This window comes from Paraburkholderia sp. JPY465, from assembly GCF_050436725.1.
Taxonomy (GTDB): Bacteria; Pseudomonadota; Gammaproteobacteria; order Burkholderiales; family Burkholderiaceae; genus Paraburkholderia; species Paraburkholderia youngii.
In genome coordinates, this window is record NZ_JBNDMT010000003.1 from 694,354 (window position 1) to 711,437 (window position 17,084).

At 63.8% G+C, this 17,084-nt stretch carries 16 protein-coding genes; 13 read left to right on the forward strand and 3 right to left on the reverse strand.

The window, feature by feature from the left end:
• The first annotated feature begins 5 nt into the window (after nucleotides 1-5).
• The 3 genes from phoU to phoR all read left to right on the forward strand — a co-directional run bounded on the left by phoU (nucleotide 6) and on the right by phoR (nucleotide 2,837).
• Nucleotides 6-710, forward strand: coding sequence for a phosphate signaling complex protein PhoU (phoU, locus tag QFZ94_RS17825; RefSeq protein WP_368585249.1), 705 nt, complete (start codon nucleotides 6-8; stop codon nucleotides 708-710).
• Nucleotides 711-736: 26 nt separating this feature from the next.
• On the forward strand, nucleotides 737-1,438 hold the full coding sequence (gene phoB / locus QFZ94_RS17830) for a phosphate regulon transcriptional regulator PhoB (RefSeq protein WP_008922879.1): 702 nt from the start codon (nucleotides 737-739) through the stop codon (nucleotides 1,436-1,438).
• Between the two features lie 85 nt (nucleotides 1,439-1,523).
• On the forward strand, nucleotides 1,524-2,837 hold the full coding sequence (gene phoR / locus QFZ94_RS17835; RefSeq protein WP_368585250.1) for a phosphate regulon sensor histidine kinase PhoR: 1,314 nt from the start codon (nucleotides 1,524-1,526) through the stop codon (nucleotides 2,835-2,837).
• 117 nt (nucleotides 2,838-2,954) lie between these two features.
• On the opposite strand, the gene ppk1 is transcribed toward phoR, so the two are convergent.
• Nucleotides 2,955-5,018 carry a polyphosphate kinase 1 gene (gene ppk1, locus QFZ94_RS17840; protein WP_368585251.1) on the reverse strand — a complete coding sequence of 688 codons (2,064 nt, stop codon included), beginning with the start codon at nucleotides 5,016-5,018 and terminating at the stop codon, nucleotides 2,955-2,957.
• 204 nt (nucleotides 5,019-5,222) lie between these two features.
• Here ppk1 and ppx point away from each other — a divergent pair, with 204 nt between their 5' ends.
• From ppx to ltrA, 3 genes are all read left to right on the forward strand, one after another.
• Complete coding sequence (ppx, locus tag QFZ94_RS17845; RefSeq protein WP_018433461.1) at nucleotides 5,223-6,875, forward strand: exopolyphosphatase; 1,653 nt, start codon at nucleotides 5,223-5,225, stop codon at nucleotides 6,873-6,875.
• Between the two features lie 215 nt (nucleotides 6,876-7,090).
• Nucleotides 7,091-7,249, forward strand: coding sequence for a hypothetical protein (locus tag QFZ94_RS17850; protein WP_429456375.1), 159 nt, complete (start codon nucleotides 7,091-7,093; stop codon nucleotides 7,247-7,249).
• A gap of 109 nt (nucleotides 7,250-7,358) precedes the next feature.
• Nucleotides 7,359-8,726, forward strand: coding sequence for a group II intron reverse transcriptase/maturase (ltrA, locus tag QFZ94_RS17855; protein ID WP_429456418.1), 1,368 nt, complete (start codon nucleotides 7,359-7,361; stop codon nucleotides 8,724-8,726).
• A 99-nt stretch (nucleotides 8,727-8,825) separates the two neighbouring features.
• Here ltrA and QFZ94_RS17860 read toward each other — a convergent pair whose 3' ends face one another.
• Nucleotides 8,826-9,638, reverse strand: coding sequence for a GNAT family N-acetyltransferase (locus QFZ94_RS17860; protein ID WP_013089997.1), 813 nt, complete (start codon nucleotides 9,636-9,638; stop codon nucleotides 8,826-8,828).
• Nucleotides 9,639-9,793: 155 nt separating this feature from the next.
• Complete coding sequence (locus QFZ94_RS17865) at nucleotides 9,794-10,252, reverse strand: SixA phosphatase family protein (protein WP_368585253.1); 459 nt, start codon at nucleotides 10,250-10,252, stop codon at nucleotides 9,794-9,796.
• A 443-nt stretch (nucleotides 10,253-10,695) separates the two neighbouring features.
• Here QFZ94_RS17865 and QFZ94_RS17870 point away from each other — a divergent pair, with 443 nt between their 5' ends.
• The 7 genes from QFZ94_RS17870 (at nucleotide 10,696) to QFZ94_RS17900 (ending at nucleotide 16,789) form a co-directional block, all read left to right on the forward strand.
• On the forward strand, nucleotides 10,696-12,084 hold the full coding sequence (locus QFZ94_RS17870; RefSeq protein ID WP_429458523.1) for an integrase arm-type DNA-binding domain-containing protein: 1,389 nt from the start codon (nucleotides 10,696-10,698) through the stop codon (nucleotides 12,082-12,084).
• Between the two features lie 128 nt (nucleotides 12,085-12,212).
• Entirely contained in the window at nucleotides 12,213-13,295 is a 1,083-nt protein-coding gene (locus QFZ94_RS17875; protein ID WP_429458525.1) for a hypothetical protein, read from the forward strand.
• Between the two features lie 193 nt (nucleotides 13,296-13,488).
• On the forward strand, nucleotides 13,489-13,695 hold the full coding sequence (locus tag QFZ94_RS17880; RefSeq protein WP_429458527.1) for a DNA-binding protein: 207 nt from the start codon (nucleotides 13,489-13,491) through the stop codon (nucleotides 13,693-13,695).
• On the forward strand, nucleotides 13,695-14,084 hold the full coding sequence (locus QFZ94_RS17885; protein ID WP_429458529.1) for a hypothetical protein: 390 nt from the start codon (nucleotides 13,695-13,697) through the stop codon (nucleotides 14,082-14,084). Before QFZ94_RS17880 ends, QFZ94_RS17885 begins: the two co-directional genes overlap by 1 nt.
• Complete coding sequence (locus tag QFZ94_RS17890) at nucleotides 14,081-15,484, forward strand: AAA family ATPase (RefSeq protein ID WP_429458531.1); 1,404 nt, start codon at nucleotides 14,081-14,083, stop codon at nucleotides 15,482-15,484. The genes QFZ94_RS17885 and QFZ94_RS17890 overlap by 4 nt, the downstream gene beginning before the upstream one ends.
• Nucleotides 15,481-16,095 (forward strand): hypothetical protein, encoded by a 615-nt coding sequence (locus QFZ94_RS17895; RefSeq protein WP_429458533.1) that lies wholly within the window; start codon nucleotides 15,481-15,483, stop codon nucleotides 16,093-16,095. Before QFZ94_RS17890 ends, QFZ94_RS17895 begins: the two co-directional genes overlap by 4 nt.
• Nucleotide 16,096: 1 nt before the next feature.
• Nucleotides 16,097-16,789 carry a hypothetical protein gene (locus QFZ94_RS17900; RefSeq protein ID WP_429458535.1) on the forward strand — a complete coding sequence of 231 codons (693 nt, stop codon included), beginning with the start codon at nucleotides 16,097-16,099 and terminating at the stop codon, nucleotides 16,787-16,789.
• Nucleotides 16,790-17,084 lie beyond the last annotated feature (295 nt).

Below are 17,084 nucleotides of genomic sequence, written 5' to 3' on the forward strand. Positions count from 1 at the left end.
ACGACATGTCCGATAAACATCTGTCCAGCCAGTTCGACGCCGACCTGAACCTCGTTTCGTCGAAAGTGCTCGAAATGGGCGGTCTCGTCGAATCGCAGATCGTCAACGCGATGCAGGCGCTCAACGAATTCGACCTCGGTATGTGCGAGCAGGTCATCGCCGCCGAAGACCGTCTGAACAAGATGGAAGTCGACATCGACGAAGAGTGCAGCAACATCATCGCGCGCCGTCAGCCGGCCGCGCGCGATCTGCGCCTGCTGATCGCGATCTCGAAGACCATCACGAACCTCGAGCGCGCCGGCGACGAAGCCGAGAAGATCGCGAAGCGCACCAAGCGTCTGATGGAAGACGGCGCCTCGCGCACCATCAACATCGCCGAAATCAAGCTGTCCGGCGAGATGGCCGTGTCGATCCTGCGCCGTGCGCTCGACGCGTTCGCGCGTCTGGACACGGTCGCTGCCGCGCAGATCGTGCGCGACGACAAGGCGATCGACGAGGAATTCCGCGCGTTCGTGCGCAAGCTGATTTCGTATATGACCGAAGATCCGCGTTCGATCTCGGTGGGCCTCGACTTCCTGTTCATCGCCAAGGCGATCGAGCGGATCGGCGACCACGCGAAGAACATCGCCGAATTCATCATCTACATCGTCAAGGGTACCGACGTGCGGCACCAGTCGCGCGACGCGCTCGAACGCGAAGCGCTCAGCTAATCCAGAGATAAGGAACAGAGGTGCCGATGCCCAGCAGCATTCTCGTCATTGAAGATGAGCCCGCCATTTCCGAATTGATTTCGGTCAATCTTCAACACGCCGGACACTGCCCGATTCGCGCGTACAACGCGGAGCAGGCGCACAACCTGATCAGCGACGTGCTGCCCGATCTCGTGCTGCTCGACTGGATGTTGCCGGGCAAATCGGGCATTTCGTTCGCCCGCGATCTGCGCAACAACGAGCGCACGAAGCATATCCCGATCATCATGCTGACCGCGCGCGGCGACGAGCAGGACAAGGTGCTCGGCCTCGAGATCGGCGCCGACGACTACGTGACGAAGCCGTTCTCGCCGAAGGAACTGATGGCGCGCATCAAGGCGGTGCTACGCCGCCGCGCGCCGCAGCTGACCGAAGACGTGGTCGCAATCAACGGCCTGAAGCTCGATCCGGCCACACACCGCGTCGCCGCGCATGCGGAAGGCAGCGAGATCAAGCTCGATCTCGGCCCGACCGAATTCCGTCTGCTGCACTTCTTCATGACTCACCCGGAGCGCGTGCACAGCCGCACGCAACTGCTCGACCAGGTGTGGGGCGATCACGTGTTCGTCGAAGAGCGTACCGTCGACGTGCACATCAAGCGTCTGCGCGCGGCTCTCAAGCCGGCCGGGTGCGATGCTATGATTGAAACGGTACGCGGCAGCGGCTACCGGCTGGCGAAGAGCGCCTGATAGCCGCCGGCGGCGCACTGCACTGCGTAACGGTGAGCCGCCACACCTCCTTGCTGCGCTGTATTTTCTCTTCGATCGCTAGACCATGAACATCATCTGGGCGCGCTCCATCGTGTCGGTCGTGCTGCTTGCTGTTCTTTGCGCGTTGGTCGGCGCACTGGTGAACGTCAAGGCAGGGCTCGCTCTCGCCATCGTCATGCTGCTCGCACAGAGCGTCTTCAGTACCTTCCACAAGCAGCGTCTGTGGCGTCTGCTCGATGCGCCGGTGTACGGCGAAGTGCCGAGCGCCCCCGGCATCTGGGGCGAAATCTATTACCGTCTGCACAAGCTCGCGAAGCGCTGGCACGCCCAGGTGCGCCAGGTCGAGCAGCAGCATTCGCGGTTCATCCAGGCGATCCAGGCGTCGCCGAACGGCGTCGCGATGCTCGACGATCACGATCAGATCGAGTGGTGCAACGCGATTTCCGAAAGCCACTTCGGGCTCGATGCGAAGCGCGATCTGCGTCAGCACATCACGCATCTGGTGCGTCATCCGGATTTCGTGCGCTATCTGAATTCGCATCGGTACGAGGAAATGCTGATCATGCGCGGCATGGGCGACAAGCGCCAGAACGTGCTGTCGGTGCAGGTGTTTCCGTATGGCGACAATCGCAAGCTGGTGCTGTCGCAGGACATCACCGAACTCGAGCGCACCGATGCGATGCGGCGTGACTTCGTCGCCAACGTGTCGCACGAACTGAAGACGCCGCTCACCGTACTGTCCGGTTTTCTCGAGACGATGCGTGAGCTGCCGTTGGGCGAGGCCGAGCGCGCGCGCTATCTCGACCTGATGGAGCAGCAAGCGTCGCGCATGCGTCATATCGTCAGCGATCTGCTGGTGCTCGCGACGCTCGAAGGCGACAACAAGCCGCCGAGCGATCAGATGATCGACATGCAGGCGGTATTGCGGCATCTGCACGACGACGCGCAGAGCCTGTCCAGCGATCATCACAAGATCGTCTTCGAAGCCGACGAAGCTTTGACGGTCACCGGCGTCGAAACCGAGATTCTCAGCGCGTTCGGCAACCTGGTGACGAACGCGATCCGCTATACGCCGGACGGCGGCTCGATCAAGGTCAACTGGCGTGCGCAGGGTGGCCATGCGGTGTTCTCGGTCACCGATAGCGGCCTCGGCATTCCGGCCGCCGATATTCCACGGCTCACCGAGCGCTTCTATCGCGTCGATCGCAGCCGTTCGCGCGACACGGGCGGCACCGGGCTCGGTCTCGCGATCGTCAAGCACGTATTGCAACGGCACGATGCGCAACTTGAAGTGAAGAGCGAAGAAGGGCGCGGCAGCACGTTCACGGTGCGCTTTCCGGTGTATCGGACCGCGCGCTGTCAAACCGCACAGGTTTGAGCACGGCAGTCGTCCGACTGGTCGATCCAACAAAAAACCGCCTGGAACAGGCGGTTTTTTTATGCGCGCAGATCGTCAGGTGCCCGCCGTCGCGGCGAGCACCCGCAACACGGGCGACTACGAACAGAACTTGCCGAGCAGGCTCATCTGCGCATTGCGCGACGCCTTGCCCGGCCGGCGCCGGCGATAGTGACCATCGCTTTGCATCAACCAGGCCGACTGGTTGTCGCCGAGAAACGCCGATAGCCCTTCCGCGATCACGCGCCGTTTCAGCCGCCGGTTGTTGACCGGAAATGCGACTTCGACGCGCCGGAACAGATTGCGATCCATCCAGTCGGCGCTCGACAGATAGACCTGCTCCTTGCCGCCGTCGTAGAAATAGTAGATGCGATGATGTTCGAGAAAGCGCCCGACGATCGAGCGCACCGTGATGTTCTCGGAGAGTCCTGGCACGCCCGGCTGCAGCGAGCACACACCGCGCACGATCAGATCGATCTTCACGCCGGCCTGCGCTGCTTCGTACAGTTCGGCGATCACCGTCGGCTCGAGCAGCGCGTTCATCTTCGCGACGATGCGTGCCTTCCTGCCCGCCCGTGCGTGCTCGGCTTCCTTGCGGATCGCTTCGACGAGCTTCGGATGCAGCGTGAACGGCGATTGCCACAGTTCGTGCAGCTTGAGTTCGCCGCCGATGCCGGTCAGCTGCTGGAATACATGGTGCACGTCCTCGCAGATCTTCTGATCGGCGGTCATCAGACCGAAGTCGGTATAGAGGCGCGCGGTGCGCGGGTGATAGTTGCCGGTACCCAGGTGCGCGTAGCGCTTCAGGGTCGACTTGCCGCCCGCCAATACGCGTCGCACGATCAGCATCATCTTCGCGTGGCACTTGTGGCCGACCACGCCGTAGACTACATGCGCGCCTACCGCTTCGAGCTGCGAGGCCCAATTGATGTTGGTTTCCTCATCGAAGCGCGCGAGCAGTTCGACGACCACCGTGACTTCCTTGCCGTTGCGCGCGGCCTGCATCAGCGCGTCCATCAGCGGCGAGTCGGTGCCGGTGCGATAGATGGTCTGCTTGATCGCGACCACGTTCGGGTCCTTGGCGGCCTGCAGCAGCAGTTCGAGCACCGGCTGGAAGCTCTCGTACGGATGATGCAGCAGCACGTCGCCTTGGTCGATCACGTCGAACATGCTCGCGGCATTGGCGATTTGGGGCGGCGTCGACGGAATATGCGGCACGAACTTCAGATCTGGCCGGTCGACCATCTCGGGCAATTGCATCAGCCGCACCAGGTTGACGGGGCCGTTCACGTAGTAGCAGTCCTTGTTCGACAGACCGCTTTCGTCGAGCAGGCGCCGCACTACGTGCGCGGGCGTTTCCGCCGACACTTCGAGCCGCACCGCATTGCCAAGATGCCGCGCCGGCAGTTCGCCCTGCAACGCGACGCGCAGATTGGTGATTTCGTCTTCGTCGACGAACAGTTCGCTATTGCGGGTGATGCGAAACTGATTGCAGCTGCGCACGACGAGATTCGGAAACAGCTCGCCGACGAAGCGCTGCAGCAGCGAGCTCAGCAGCACGAAGCCATGCGGATAGCCCGACAGCTCCTGCGGCATGCGCACGAGGCGCGGCAGCGCGCGCGGCGCCTGCACGATGCCCATCATCGCTTGGCGGCCGAATGCATCCTTGCCCTCGAGCTCGACGACGAAGTTCAGGCTCTTGTTCAGCACGCGCGGAAACGGATGCGCGGGGTCGAGACCGATCGGCGTTAACACCGGCAGCAGTTCGTCGAAGAAGTAGTTACGCGCCCATTCGGTCTGCGCGTCGCTCCATGCTTCGGTGCCGTGGAAATAGATGCCTTCCTCCTCGAGCGCGGTGAGCACCGTGTCGTGCAGCATCGTGTACTGGCGATGCACGAGCTTCTGCGCACGTTCGACCACGAGGTCGTACACGTGCTGCAGCGACATGCCGTCGGGCGACAATGCGCCGGGGTTGTCGCGCATCTGTTCCTGAAGCCCGGCCATGCGGACTTCGAAGAATTCGTCGAGATTGCTACTGGTGATGCAGATAAAACGGAGACGTTCGAGCAGGGGGACGGCGGGATCGGCGGCTTGCGCCAGCACGCGCTCGTTGAAACCCAGAATGCCCAGCTCGCGATTCAATAGGGGATAGCGGACGGACATCGGTGGCGAGATTGGAATGTCTGAAATGGCGACGGAAAGACGCTCGGAAATTCTCACGATTTGATGACGTCCTGATGACATCGGCGGTGTTTTAAACATTTTATGCCGCAATCGTCGGCTGTCGTCAATATGACGCGCTACCTATGCGACGATACCGAACTCCCTGCGCCGCGAGGTGACACCGTGAAGGCTGCTACGCTTAGAATGGCGTCTTTGAACAGTGCGGCCGGCCGCGACGCGCATCATGCGTCGAAGGCGCCGGGCAGGCGCGTGGCGCTGCCAGCGTCCGCCGCCACGCCCGCAGCCGCAGCCGCCGCGCTCGCGCGCATGGAGTACGCTTACCCGATGGTCAATATCCCTCATCTCCTCGCCGCCGTGGATCTCGGTTCGAACAGCTTCCGGCTCATCGTGGGCCGGGTCGAGGAAACCGACGCGGGCAGCCAGATCTATCAGGTCGACGCCTTGCGCGAGCCGGTGCGGCTCGCGGCCGGGCTATCGAGCGACAAAATGCTCGATCGCGCCTCGCAGGTGCGTGGCTGGGATGCGCTGAAGCGCTTCGGCGAGCGTCTGCGCGATTTTCACCCCGACCACGTGCGCGCGGTCGCGACCAATACGCTGCGCATCGCGAAGAATGCGGGCGAGTTTCTCGGCGAAGCGCAGGCGGCGCTCGGTTTTCCGATCGAAGTGATCGCGGGGCGTGAGGAAGCGCGCCTGATTTATGCAGGCGCCGCTCACTCGGTGCCGGCGAGCGCGGGCAAGCGGCTCGTCGTCGATATTGGCGGCGGTTCGACGGAATTCATCATCGGCTCGCACTACACGCCGATCAAGATGGAGAGCCTGTATATCGGCTGCGTGAGCCATAGCCGCACGTTTTTCCCGGCCGGCAACGTCGACGAATACACGATGCGTCAGGCCGAACTCGCCGCGCGCCGCGAAATCCAGATCATTTCCGCCGAATACAAGAAGACCGGCTGGGAGCAGGCGATCGGCTCATCGGGCACCGCCCGCGCGCTCGCCGAACTGGTCGAGGCGAACAATTTCAACGATGCCGGCGTCACGCACGGCATTTCGCGCGGCGGCCTCGAGCGGCTCAAGCGCGCACTGATCAAGGCAGAGAACGTCAACCGGCTGAAGCTGATCGCGCTGAAGAGCGACCGCGTGCCGGTGCTCGCGGGCGGCCTGTCGATCATGATCGCGGTGTTCGACGAACTGGGCGTCGACTATGTCGACACCACCGACGGCGCGCTGCGTCTCGGCGTGATGTACGACCTGCTCGGCCGTTCGCAGCACGAGGACATGCGGACGGTGACGGTCGGCGGCTTCATGCGGCGCTACGGCGTCGATCGTGCGCAGGCGGGGCGTATCAGCGATCTGTCGACGAGCTTCTACGATCAGTTCATCGAACCGGACGAAGAACGCCGCGCGGAGAACCGCATGTTCATCGGCTGGGCGGCGTCGCTGCACGAAATCGGGCTGTCGATCTCGCATAGCGCTTATCACAAGCATTCGGCGTATATCGCAAGCAACGCCGACATGCCCGGCTTTTCGCGCACCGATCAGGCACGCCTCGCCGCGCTCGTGCTCGGCCACGCGGGCAAGCTCGGCAAGCTGTCGCAGACGCGCGACGTCGAATGGCCGCTGCTGTTCTGCCTGCGGCTCGCGGCGTTGCTGTGCCGTCGACGCGCGGACGTCGGCCTGCCGGGTATCACGGTTGCTCAGGCGAACGGCGGTTACGAAGTGCGTTTGCCGAATGAGTGGGTCGCCAACAATCCATTGACGGACTACAGCCTGATCCAGGAAGCCGCGGAGTGGGAGAAAGTCGGGATTCCGTATCGCGTGGTTTATACCGACGATTGATGTCGCGCCGATCGACGCACGCTTCGATTCGCAGCGTGCGCGTGCACAAAAAAAGCCCTGCAAATGCAGGGCTTTTTCGTTTCGTGCGCCCAGCATGGGCGCATTCCTGCGGGTGTAAGTCCCGCCATAAGCTGGTCACAGCGAATGAAGTGAAGCGCAACTGCACGAGGGCGACCGGATGTGGGGAGGAAGCGTGGAGCGTAAATCGCGAGCCGATGAACAAGAACCGTATAGAAGGCGCTGCCGAGCAGGGCGAGCGGGCGAAAAACCGCGAAGCTCTCGTGACCAAGGTGAAGTGGCGTAGATGCGGCGGTTGTGCGATGAAGGAGTGCGTTCTTACCTGGGGAGGCCTCGCCTCATGCCTGAAAGGGTGACGGCGTCGAGCCGGAGCGAGGAGTCAGCAGAGGCCGTAGTAGTCACAGGACAGGTCGATGAGTCCGAAGCTGGTGACGAAGGGCCAAACGGGAAGGAGTGTCCAGCGTCATGTCGATGCGACAGGTACTGCGTCAGAAGCCCGTGCAAGCGGGGCGAGCGGGAGGCACACGCGGTGAAGCTGCGTCTATGCCCGTGAGCGACGAAGCCTGTTGCCCGCGCCATGAATCCGGGGACACAGGGTCAGCGCTGCTGATGGCGGCGCTGACGAGAGAGAACCTGAAGCAGGCATTCAAACGGGTACGGGCCAACAAGGGAGCCGCTGGCGTGGACGGTCTGGACATTGACCAGACGTCGCGCCATCTGGTGACGGCGTGGCCGGCGATCCGTGAACAGTTGCTGAAGGGGACGTACCGGCCCAGCCCGGTACGGCGGGTGACGATCCCGAAACCGGACGGAAGCGAGCGCGAGCTTGGCATCCCGACGGTGACGGACCGGCTGATCCAGCAGGCGCTGCTGCAGGTGCTGCAACCGGTTCTGGACCCCACCTTCAGCGCGCACAGCTATGGTTTCCGGCCCGGACGGCGTGCGCACGATGCGGTGCTTGCCGCGCAGTCGTACGTGCAGTCGGGCCGGCGAATCGTGGTGGACGTTGATCTGGAGAAGTTCTTCGACCGGGTCAACCACGACATCCTGATCGACCGTCTACAGAAACGTATTGGGGACGCCGGGGTGATCCGGCTGATCCGGGCGTATCTGACGAGCGGCATCATGGATGGCGGTGTGGTTCAGCAGCGCGAACAGGGCACGCCGCAGGGCGGGCCGCTATCGCCGTTGCTGGCCAACGTGTTGCTCGACGAGGTGGACAAGGAACTGGAGCGGCGCGGTCACTGCTTCGCGCGCTATGCCGACGACGCGAACGTGTACGTTCGCAGTCGGCGCGCGGGCGAACGGGTGATGGCGTTGCTGCGGCGGCTGTACGGGCGACTGCGTTTGAAGGTCAACGAGACCAAAAGCGCAGTGGCCAGCGTGTTTGGACGCAAGTTCCTGGGCTACAGCTTCTGGGTGGCACCCGGACGCGAGGTCAAGCGCCGCGTGGCGGACAAACCGCTGGCGACGTTTCGGCAACGCATCCGGGAACTGACCGCTCGTTCATGCGGGCGCAGCCTGCGGGAAGTGGTGCGACAGGTACGCGCGTACCTGCTGGGCTGGAAGGCGTACTTCCGTCTGGCGCAGACACCGAAGGTCTGGCGTGAGCTGGACAAGTGGTTGCGTCACCGACTGCGCGCAATCCAGCTCAAGCAGTGGAAGCGCGGTACGACGATGTACCGCGAACTGCGCGCGATGGGCGCCGCCGTTGATGTGGCGCGACGGGTGGCGGCCAACGGCCGTCGCTGGTGGCGCAACAGCGGCAGGCTGCTAAGCAGACTGTTCACGGTGGCGTGGTTCGACCGGCTGGGTTTGCCCCGTCTCTCATGACCTCAACTTCCCGAACCGCCCGGTGCGGACCCGCATGCCGGGTGGTGTGGCAGGGGCGCAGCCCGATGGCTGCCCCCTATGCCGATCCGGTGATGCAGCTTATCGCGGCAACGCATCGCCGAGGAAGTGCCGCGCGTAGCGGGCGTTGATATCGGACAGGCGGAACAGCGTCAGGAAGTCCGCGGTATTGAAGTCGGGGTCCCACGCCGGTGCGCCGCAAATCTTCGCGCCGAGTCGCAAGTAGCCCTTCACGAGCGGCGGCGGCGCGACGGCGGCGCCGGTCTGCAGGTCGTCTACCGGCAGCGGTGTATGTGGGAACGCGCGATATTCGGGCGCGGTCAGCGCGTTGTCACGCAGCGAGCAATACAGGTTTGCCGCATAGTGGCCGCCGTCGGCCATCGCGACGCTCGCGCAGCCGAGCATCGTCTCGTAGCCGTTGTGCTTCATGTACGCGCCGAGCCCTGCCCACAGCGACATGATCACAGAACCGCTGCGATAGTCGGGATGCACGCACGAGCGGCCGACCTCGACCATCTTCGCGCGCAGATGCGTGAGACGCGACACGTCGAACTCGCTTTCCGCATACAGACGGCCGATGCGCGCGGCCTGATGCGGCGGCAACGCGCGATAGGTACCGACTACTTTCAACGTGTCGAGATCGCGTACCAGCAAATGGTCGCAGTACGAATCGAACGCATCGACGTCGAGGCCGGCGGGGCCGCTCAGGCGCGCGCCCATTTCGTCGGCGAAGACGCGATAGCGTAGACGCTGCGCTTCACGCAGCTCTTCGTCGGTACGCGCCCACGAGACTTGCAGGCGATGCTGCGCGGTGACCGTTTCCTCGGCGCGGGGCAGACGGCGCGGTTCGAAAAGCGAGGCGAAGGGCAGGGTGGGCGTGGGCAGTTCTCGCATTGGCTGTCCTGGTCGAAAAGAGGGAGGATTTCTTTTTTCGCCAATGTAGTAACGCGCGGTGACGCTCGCATGGCAAAGCTGTGACGATTGGATGACTGCCCGTAAGCCCTCGCGTGCGTGCCCGTAAAGTCGGATGCGTCGCGCGACGCGCGCGCTCAGATCAGATCGGGACTGATGGCGGCGCGCAACACCGCCTCCTCTTCGCCGTGGCGCTCACGGCTCTCGATCCACCAGATGCCCGCTTTTTTCAGCGGCCAGCTCGCGCGGCTGTCGCCGAGCAGTTGCGCGGCGACGTGGCCGAGCGTCGGTTGATGGCCGACGATCACCACGGTCTGCGCGATGCCGCCGGGCCAGCCGGCCGCTTCGAGGACATCGTTCGCGCTCGCGTTCGGCGCGAGTTCGCGCACGACGCGATACTGGTCGCTCAACGTCTCGGCGGTCTGGATCGTGCGCACGGCGGGGCTCGCGAGGACGACCGCGTCCTCGGGTAGGCGCGCGCGAAGCCATTTCGCGGCGTTCTGCGCCTGCTTGCGGCCGCGCGTCGTGAGCGCGCGGGCGAGATCGCTCGAGGCGACATCTTCTGCTTCGGCGTGACGCCAGAGGATCAGGTCCATGAGAGTCTCCTTTTGAGCGGCCTAGGAAGGCATTGCGGCGGGTTTGCGCGTCTTCGCAGCGAGGTACGTGCGCAAGCACTGTCGCATGCACGGATGATGATTTGCAAGGCGAGTGCCTGATGGATTGGCTGTCAGCGTCCGGGTGAGCGCGGGCCAAAAAAGCAAAAACCCGCGAAGCCGGAGGCTTCGCGGGTTTCGACTTGCTTTTCGTGGTCGGAGCGAAAGGATTCGAACCTTCGACCAACCTTGACCCTCTGATCCCAAATCAGTGCGTTTTAATATTTCGGCTTGTTGATTGGTGTTCATGTAGGCAAAGAATTGCCGGCTGTATAAGGGATTTAAGCAAAACCATCTGATTTTTGTGTTGATCGAGATTGCTTGATTGCCATAGAATTTGCCTACATGACGCCTACACGGCCACCCCGAACTCTCAGGCAACCCCAATGGCAAAAACCAATCTCACGGCGGCGCGCGTCGCCGCCTTCCAGTGCGAACCCGGCAAACAGCAGGCCATTCTGTACGACGCCAAGACGCGCGGCTTCGGCCTGCGGGTCACCTCGGCAGGCGCGCGAGCCTACATTGTCGAAGGTCGCCTGCACGGCCGCACGATCCGCTGCACCATCGGCGATCCTGCCAACTGGAAGCTGGAGGACGCCCGCCAGCATGCCGCCGACCTGCGCGTGCTGATCGACAAGGGCACCGACCCGCGCGAACAGGAAGCCCTGCAGCGCGCCGCCGCCGACGCGAAGCGCGAGGCGGCGCAACGGCGTGAGGCGACGGTAGACGACGCGTGGAAGGCCTATCTTGCCTATCAGAAGGACCGCCAGCAGCGTGGCGTCGAAAAGGCGTGGGGCGAACGACATATGCTTGAACATGTGCGGCTGGCAGCAACTGGTGGTATCAAGAAGAAGCGCGGCAACGGTGTCACGCAAGCTGGGCCACTCGCCGAACTGATGATGCTGCGCCTGCCGGAACTGACCGGCGAGCGGATCGCCAAATGGCTCGAACATCTTTCTGATCGACCGGCTTTGGCTGCCCTTGCGTATCGCTTACTGCGAGCGTTCATCCGGTGGTGTGAGGACACCTCGGCGTATCAGTCTCTTGTGCCCGCCGATGCTTACCGAGCAAGAGCCGTCAAGGAGGCCGTACCTTCCCCGAAGGCGCGCGAAGGCGATTGCCTGCAACGCGAACAGTTGCGCGCGTGGTTCGATGGCATGCGCAAGATCGGGAATCCGGTTATCGCTGCTTACCTGCAAACGTTGCTGCTGGTTGGACCGCGCCGCGAGGAACTGGCCGCGCTGCGGTGGACCGACGTCGATTTCCGCTGGGGGAGCCTTAGCCTGTCGGACAAGGTGGAGAGCGAGGGGCGCGTGGTGCCGTTGCCGCCCTATGTGGCGTCGCTGCTGCTTGACCTGAAGCGGCGTAACGACACGCCGCCCAATGTCCGGGCATTAACGCGCATGGAAGCGCGCGGCGAGAAGTGGGAGCCGTCGCCGTGGGTATTCAGTAGCCGGACCGCCAAGGACGGCAAGCTGGCCGAGCCGCGCATTGCCCACGCCAAGGCGCTGCGTGCGGCAGGCCTGCCGCATATCTCGTTGCACGGCCTGCGCCGCTCGTTCGGCACGCTGTCTGAATGGGTGGAATGCCCGGTTGGCGTGGTTGCGCAAATTCAGGGCCACAAGCCAAGCGCCATTGCCGAGAAACACTACCGTCGCCGTCCGCTCGATCTGCTGCGTCTGTGGCATTGCCGCATCGAGGCGTGGATGCTGGAAGAGGCTGGCATCGAGTTCAAGGCCGAAGAGGGGAAGAGCGGCCTGCAAGCCGTCAGCTAGAGCCGGTAGTCTGCAGCTCGCTGGACGCAGGCATAATTCGCGATGTCCCTGTCTAGCTCGACGGAGCGAAAAGCCGGTTCCCTTCCCGGCCTGGCAGGGCCCTTCCGAAGGGCGTGCTGGAGGGGCACATGACACGTCTTGAAGACTGGGTGTGTGAGTTGAAGCAACGCGATGTTCTCACGCTTGCGCAAGCCGAAAGTCTGCTGCTTGTGCGTAAGTGGGGAGCCGATGAGGCGCGGCGGCTTCTGGTTCGCGCGGTGACGAGCGGGAAGCTGAAGGCCGATATCAGGCCGGAACTCAATCGCATCACAGGCAATCCGGTCGCGCCGGTTGACCCGCATCTGACAACGGTTGCGACCGCAGCCCTGCTTGAATGGCTCGATTCACAAAAGAACCCCGGCAATGCAGCCCAGGAGACCGGGATTGTGCTGGTGCAGGCGGGGCTGATCGAGGACGCCGGGCTGGCTGAACGGGCCAAGCTGCTACCGCCAGTCCCCCTTACCGCCGCTGAAATTCTGAGCGCAGGCGAGTCCAATTTCATCCACGTGAACGAGGTACTGCGTCGCATGTGCGTGGTTATTCCCGCCTGTGATCCGTCGCAGGCCGCAAGGCTGCTACACAGGGCATTCAGGGAGTCGGGCAGCGCCCCGGACTGGATCACGCGCGATGCATTGAACGGGGTACAGCCTGCCACGGGGTTCGACGCGAATCGTGCCCAGCTTTATCTGCAACGGATTGCCGGCGTTGATGTGCTCAGTGCTGGCCTGCTGGGGGTCGCGGGCTACGTCATGGCGTTGCAGACAGGCAGTAGCCTGTCGCCTGAGTTTGGTTTCTATCCCCGCCTGATTTTCGGGGTTCTGCGGGAAAGCCGGTTGCGCATTGATATCGAGCATGTGCCGCCCGCGCCGGAAGTTAGGCCACAGCCGCGCGCCGAGGTGGCGACAGACGTTGTTGTCGGGAGCGGTATCGGTGATGCGCGTTTGTCCAGGCGCGAACGCCAGATCAGGGCTATCGAGCGCGCTGCCGACGCGCTCGATTATCAGCGCAATGCAATTCCGACCGGCGGGAAGAAGGCAATCCGGGAGCGCTGCAAATCTGAGGACGTAGCGCTGTTCGGAACGGGCGACTCCTCGTTTAACGAAGCCTGGAAGGAGGCGAGCAAGGCCGGACGCGTGTCAATCAGGGACCGCGAGAAGTTCGCCCGGAGGTAGTGGGGTAAAAATACCCCACCTCACCACTTCAAATACCCCACTTCCCACTCTTGCGTCACCACTAGCGCCCCACTCGAAACTATCAACGCCGAAGCATCAGGCCGACCACGGCGGAAACCTTCGGACGTTGAGACGAATTCGGCACGTTATCAACGTCCAGGGACCGCCGCGAAAGGCCCGACTGGACGTTGACATGAACACCCTGCAAACCATCCCTGTTGCACACGGCATTGAGGCCATCCTGACGACCGAGGCCGCTGCTGTCGCCCTGAACCGCCGCCCGCAGACCCTGCGTAAGTGGGCCTGTCTGGAAAACGGCCCTATCCGCCCCATTCGCATCAATGGACGTCTTGCGTGGAAGGTCGCGGATATCCAGAAGCTGCTCACAGGGGGCGCGTAATGGATACGGCAGCCATTGAACCGCAGACGTCACCGCCTGACGACGCCGAAGCGCTCGCCGCCGCCCGCGCTGCATTCTGGACACGGTGGCGCGGCGCACAGCCCAATGTCCAAGCGCGCCGCCCGGCGACATTGGCGGCGCGCAGCGAAGCGGCCTCAGCGCCGAAGGTCCGCGAACAGGAACACCGCGCCGCCGTACGGGGATCGCGCCGCCGTGACGCCGAGGCGTTTCTTGTGCGCTTCGAATACCTGATCGACAGGGAGTTGCAGCGCTGCGAGTCATGCATGATGCCGCACGAATGGCGCGAACACCACGAATGGATTGAGGAGAACGCGCGCGCGTCGCTGTGGGCGGCGATCACGCGGCGTTCGCGCAAGGGGGCGTTATGAATAATCGCCGCTGGAGCGAAGCTGATGTGATGCGCGCCGCCGAAGTGATCGAGTTCAACGAAAACCGCCGCGAACAGATCGAGCTTGGCAAGCAACGACTCGCGACGGCGAACGCAGAGGCGGCGAAGGCGACTGCCCATGCTGCGCCATTAAACGGCAGGGCCGGTGCCGAGCCGCCCGCCGACTCGGTACTGCTGCAATGCGCGGCAGACGTGACGCCGCAGCCGGTGACGTGGCTGTGGCCGGACTGGTTGCCAGCAGGCAAGCTCACCATACTGGCGGGCGCGTCGGGGACCGGCAAGACCACACTCGCACTCGATCTGGCCGCCGTCGTCTCGCGTGGGGGCGCGTGGCCGGACGGGACCGCGTGTGCGCACCCCGGCCAGGTGCTGATCTGGAGCAGTGAGGACGACGCGAGCGATACGTTGGTGCCGCGCCTGATGGCCGCTGATGCGGACCTGTCGAGGATTCATCTTGTCCGCAACGTGGCGAAGACCGGCGGCGAACTCGTGCCCTTCGATCCGGCGCGCGACATGCCGCTGTTGAGCGAACGCATGGCGAGCATGGGCGGCGCGCGGCTGCTGATCGTCGATCCGGTCGTGAGTGCCATTGGTGGCGACGCGCACCGCGCTAACGATGTTCGCCGCGACCTGCAACCGCTGGTTGATCTGGCGGCGCGTCACGGCTGCGCGGTGATCGGCATCTCGCACTTTGCCAAGGGATCGTCCGGCAAGGCTCCTGTAGAGCGCGTGATCGGCTCACAGGCGTTTGGCGCACTCGCGCGCATGGTGCTGGTGACGGCGAAGGACGACGGCGCGGAACGCCGGATTCTGGCCCGCGCGAAGTCCAACATTGCAGCGGACGATGGCGGGTTCGCCTACACGCTGGAGCGCGTCGAGGTTCAGGCTGGGATCATTGGACAGCACATTGCCTGGGGCGAGCGCATCGACGGCAGCGCCCGCGATATCCTGGGCGAAGTCGAGCAGCAGGACGACGAAGCGAAAACCGAACAGGCCGAGGCGGAAGCACTCTTGCGCGGTCTGCTTGCAGACGGCCCGGTGAGGGCGCGTGAACTGAAAGCGGATGCTGACGGCGCGGGGTTCAACTGGAAGACCATGCAGCGCGCGGCGTCGCGGCTCGGCGTCGAGACGCGCAAGCTGAGCATGAAAGAGGGGTGGCAATGGGCGCTACCGAAGAGGACAGATTCCGAAGGGGACACGAAGGAGACTGAACAAAATACGATGTCCCCTTCGGGGCCGGCTGTCCCCTTCGGCCCCGGCGTGGCTTTACGGTCTGTCCCTTTGGACGGTTCTGCCGAAGGGGACATGCCGCAGGAGTCGGGTTCTTCGGAGAAAAACGACCCGCCCGACGACGATGACCGTGTTCAGGATTCGGTATGAGTGCCGCCGATATCGTGGAGCGCGCCGCCGCCCTAGGCGTCTCGTTGTCAATCGAGGGGGAGCGCATCGGCATCGAGGGACCGGCGCGCGCAGTGGCAACGATCAAGCCGGAACTTGCCGCCCACAAGCCCGAGGTCATGGCGTATCTGCTGGAACGCAGCGAAGGCGCGAGGGAGCCCGCCGCTGGCACGCTGTTAGCCGGGGAAGCCGCCAGCGATCCGCAAGCCGTACCGGACGATTGCGCCGGGGCTTTGATCGACCCGCACGGCGGCGCGTATCTGCCTTGGGGGCCGTATCTTGCGGCGGACAATGTGCGGCGGCTGCGCGCCGAACTGTTCGCGATGATTGACGAGCTGGCGCGCGCGGAAGGCTGGACCCGCGAGCGCCATGCCGACACGCTGGGCCGCGCCGCCAATGGTCCGTTGGCGGACCTGTTGCCGAACGTCGAATACTTCAATGCGAAGGTGATCGAGTGCCGCGCCGAGGCCGAGGCGCGCGCACTGCTGGCGGCGCGCTCGTGGAAGCTCGAAGGCCTGGACGACCGGCACGGGTGCCCAGGCTGCGGCGGCTCATGCGTGGGGACGTCGCGAAGCTGCAAACGGAGGCCGTGACATGGTGGCGAAAAGGAAGGCGACAAAGGAAGCAGCAAGCGCGCCGCCACCAAAACGCAACCCGGCAGCGCTGGGGCTGTCGGGGAGTCAGTACGACGACCCGGTAAAGCGCGATGCGATGATTGCGGCCAGCCCGGTCGTTCGCGGGGCCGTGACGGGCCGCAAGTACGCCGAGGGTATCTTTGGTGAGGGCGTGGACCTGACCGCCTACGTGGGCGAACTGCGCGCCCGGATCAACGCCGTGAAGGGCGGCGATATGTCCGGCGTCGAGGCGATGCTGATCGCCCAGGCCAACACGCTCGACATGATTTTCAACCAGTGCGCGCGCAAGGCCGCTTTCTCCGAATACCTGAACCAGTTTCAGGCGCATCTGTCACTGGCGCTGAAAGCGCAGGCACAGAGCCGCGCGACGCTCGAAGCGCTGACGGAGATCAAGAACCCGCGTCCGGTGGCCTTCGTGAAACAGGCGAACATCGCGAACGGCCCGCAGCAGGTGAACAACGGCAGCAATGGCGGCGCGCCGCCCGACCCTCACGCGCGCGCGGAAAATTCCGCGAATCCTTCGAACGAACTATTAGCGAGCGGCAATGGCGAAACGACACTGCACACCGGAGCAACGGGCAAAGCAGGCCGAAGCGATAAGGCGGTGGAAGCCGTGGGAAAGCTCGACGGGGCCGCGCACCGAGGCGGGTAAAGCGGTATCCGCCGGCAATGCGACCGCGCACGGCATGATGAGCGCGCGCTGGCGGAGCCAACTGCGCGAACTGAATGCCTTGTTGCGCGAGTGCAAAAAGCGCGTGAAGCGCTTGTGACTTGCTCAGCGATCCTATTTGACAGTTCACCAACACGAAAGCGCACTAAGCTTTTCTGCATACGTTTATAATCAAAGCGCCGTCGAAACAGCGACGGCTCAGGCTTGGCAGCCTGAAATCCTGCAACCCGCACACCTGTTCAGGCAGGTCGTGCGCTACCTCTGCACGTCCATTGCC

Coding starts and splice junctions, on each gene's coding strand:
- QFZ94_RS17885 (WP_429458529.1), top strand. CDS start 13,695: ATGGATACGGCAGCCATTGAACCGCAGACGTCACCGCCTGACGACGCC.
- QFZ94_RS17890 (WP_429458531.1), top strand. CDS start 14,081: ATGAATAATCGCCGCTGGAGCGAAGCTGATGTGATGCGCGCCGCCGAA.
- QFZ94_RS17860 (WP_013089997.1), bottom strand. CDS start 9,638: ATGCGAGAACTGCCCACGCCCACCCTGCCCTTCGCCTCGCTTTTCGAA.
- QFZ94_RS17900 (WP_429458535.1), top strand. CDS start 16,097: ATGGTGGCGAAAAGGAAGGCGACAAAGGAAGCAGCAAGCGCGCCGCCA.
- QFZ94_RS17850 (WP_429456375.1), top strand. CDS start 7,091: ATGAACAAGAACCGTATAGAAGGCGCTGCCGAGCAGGGCGAGCGGGCG.
- ppx (WP_018433461.1), top strand. CDS start 5,223: ATGGCGTCTTTGAACAGTGCGGCCGGCCGCGACGCGCATCATGCGTCG.
- QFZ94_RS17875 (WP_429458525.1), top strand. CDS start 12,213: ATGACACGTCTTGAAGACTGGGTGTGTGAGTTGAAGCAACGCGATGTT.
- phoR (WP_368585250.1), top strand. CDS start 1,524: ATGAACATCATCTGGGCGCGCTCCATCGTGTCGGTCGTGCTGCTTGCT.
- ppk1 (WP_368585251.1), bottom strand. CDS start 5,018: ATGTCCGTCCGCTATCCCCTATTGAATCGCGAGCTGGGCATTCTGGGT.
- ltrA (WP_429456418.1), top strand. CDS start 7,359: ATGTCGATGCGACAGGTACTGCGTCAGAAGCCCGTGCAAGCGGGGCGA.
- phoU (WP_368585249.1), top strand. CDS start 6: ATGTCCGATAAACATCTGTCCAGCCAGTTCGACGCCGACCTGAACCTC.
- QFZ94_RS17895 (WP_429458533.1), top strand. CDS start 15,481: ATGAGTGCCGCCGATATCGTGGAGCGCGCCGCCGCCCTAGGCGTCTCG.
- QFZ94_RS17870 (WP_429458523.1), top strand. CDS start 10,696: ATGGCAAAAACCAATCTCACGGCGGCGCGCGTCGCCGCCTTCCAGTGC.
- QFZ94_RS17880 (WP_429458527.1), top strand. CDS start 13,489: ATGAACACCCTGCAAACCATCCCTGTTGCACACGGCATTGAGGCCATC.
- QFZ94_RS17865 (WP_368585253.1), bottom strand. CDS start 10,252: ATGGACCTGATCCTCTGGCGTCACGCCGAAGCAGAAGATGTCGCCTCG.
- phoB (WP_008922879.1), top strand. CDS start 737: ATGCCCAGCAGCATTCTCGTCATTGAAGATGAGCCCGCCATTTCCGAA.